Source organism: Novipirellula sp. (assembly GCF_041583735.1).
Taxonomy (GTDB): domain Bacteria; phylum Planctomycetota; class Planctomycetia; order Pirellulales; family Pirellulaceae; genus Novipirellula.
Genome location: NZ_JBFHFD010000943.1, coordinates 1 through 2338 on the forward strand (window position 1 = coordinate 1; position 2338 = coordinate 2338).

General features: G+C 54.0%; 2 protein-coding genes. Both read left to right on the plus strand.

Features of this window, described 5'->3' with window-relative positions:
* The first annotated feature begins 927 nt into the window (after window positions 1-927).
* On the plus strand, window positions 928-1704 hold the full coding sequence (locus tag ABX962_RS34845; protein WP_372726259.1) for an SDR family NAD(P)-dependent oxidoreductase: 777 nt from the start codon (window positions 928-930) through the stop codon (window positions 1702-1704).
* An 86-nt stretch (window positions 1705-1790) separates the two neighbouring features.
* The coding region (locus ABX962_RS34850; protein ID WP_372726260.1) for an SDR family NAD(P)-dependent oxidoreductase at window positions 1791-2338 on the plus strand (548 nt) is incomplete at its 3' end.

Here is a 2338-nt window from a genome sequence, read left to right on the forward strand (position 1 = left end):
GAGTGTCGTCGTGTCGCCACTCGCTATGAGAAGCTCGCACGAAACTTTCTTGCAATGGTGAAACTATCGATGATCGGTCGCTATCTTCGAATCATCGCCCCATGGAATTCCGCAATTTAAGGTTTTCAGACAGAGCCTAGAGTGTCTTGTCAACAGTTAGCGTGATCGGGCGTGAAGCTATGGTTTCAAGGTCAACGTGATCACCAGCTCGTCATTGCCTTGTGTCTTAGTCGTCGTACCACGCATCGCGGTTCGCGTGCTTGTACGCGACGTTCAGAAATATACTGGTTTATCGGTTCAGCGACGACCTCCAAGGGGAAGTGGTAGACACGATTTGGCGAAGCTCACCCCGGCAGCGGATGTGTGCATGCGTCATCACTTCGTCATTCAATTACGTCACATTGCTCGCCAATCATTTCCCCAGAAATTTAACCGAAACATCGAGACAAAATAATCAATCCATTCAACAATCTGTCTTTGCAATCTTTCTGTTTGTTTCTAGCAAGCACAATATCGACACGCGTCGTCGAGATTAACAACGGCGGATGACAACTCTGTATCGCACGATCGATAACTCTCAGCCGCAGCGGCGTCGACCGAAACCAGTCTGCCCAAGCCAGCTGGATTATCCTCTCACTCGGATCGCAGACGCTTCAGGGTTAGCTCCGATCGCCACGTATTGCGTTCGCAAAGGCGGCTCGATCGATTAAACATCAACGCGATCGAAAAATGAAGAAGCTCCACAGCGAAGAGCCGATCATTTTTCGCAGCAGAGTCAACAGGATATTTGCAACCTACTAGATCGTTTCAGTCGAGCTTGGTAGGACTGTATCTGACAAAACGGCGGCTCGGAATCGAATGCATCGCTGCACCGCTGACGCGTACCAAGGATCGATGCAGGAAAAATAACTCTTGAGTATCCCACGAATGAACCTGCAACTTGATGGACAAGGCGTTATTGTTTTTGGAGCCGCGAGAGGCATCGGACATGCGATCGCCAGCGCTTTCGCGGCGGAAGGCTGTCGCGTCTTCGGCTTTGATCGACAACAGCCTACAGCTTCGAGTGAAATCAAGTTTGGCGATTTCGTCTCGGGTGACGTGTCCGAGATCGGTGATGTCCGTCGTGTCGCCGATTTAGCGGTGGACATTCAACACGTTGTGTTTTCGGTCGGCGTCGGAAGCGGCGTTTCTGGTTTCCCATTTTGGAATCTGAATCCGTCAGATTGGACGCGGGTGATCGAGGTCAACCTGCTCGGGGCGGTGAATGTTGCTCATGTTTTCGCCCCCAAACTTGCCGACCGCAGACAGGGCACGTTCTTGTTTCTCGCCTCGGTCGCTGGTCAAACGGGATCGCAGACGGACCCACCCTACAGTGCGGCCAAGGCGGCGTTGATTAATTTCATGCAGTGTTCTGCTCGCGACTTGGCTCCCTTTGGCGTTCGATCCAATGCCATCTCGCCCGGGATGGTGCAATCCGAGCTGACTCATTCCATCTGGGAAGCAAGTCAAACGCGATTGCCCGAGTCCGAACGACGGTCCTTCGAGGCATGGTCCAAGGAAAAACTGCGCCGCGTCTCGCCACTTGGCCGCTGGCAATCGGCCGAGGAGTGCGCCGCGATGGCAATCTTCCTCGCATCGCAACATGCCAAGAATATCACCGGTCAGACGATCAACATCGACGGCGGCCAAGTGATGCACTGTTGATCTTGTCTTACAATGGACCTGACCCAACGCGACGCTATTCGCGACCGGTCGGTGTTTTCAAATCACTCAATTCATGTGGACGATCAATGACTCGCTGGCCCGGTATCTCGCAATTCAGACTCGACAACCAAGTTGCCATCGTCACCGGTGGATCCAAGGGGCTCGGTGAGGCGATGGCGGCGGGCCTGGCGTCTGCTGGCGCCAACCTGCTGCTCGTCAGTCGCAACGAAGAAGAAGCCAAAGATGCTGCGGCGGCGATCGCGGCGGAGTATCCCGTCAAAGCGATTGGAATGGCTGCGGATGTTTCGGATGAAGACCAAGTCAAATCGTTGACGCGGCGCTGCGTTGACGAATTTGGTCGCATTGACATCCTCGTTAACAACGCGGGCATCAACATCCGAGGCCCCATCGAGGAGTTATCGCTGGAAGAGTTTCGCAAAGTCCAAAGCATCAATGTCGATGCCATGTGGTTGTGCTGTAAACATGTTTCGGCGGTGATGAAGCAGACGCAGTACGGCCGGATCATCAACATGGCCAGCACCCTGGGGCTGGTCGGCTTGGCCAATCGAACGCCCTACGCAACCAGTAAAGGGGCGGTGGTCCAAATGACGCGGGCGCTCGGTTTGGAGTTTGC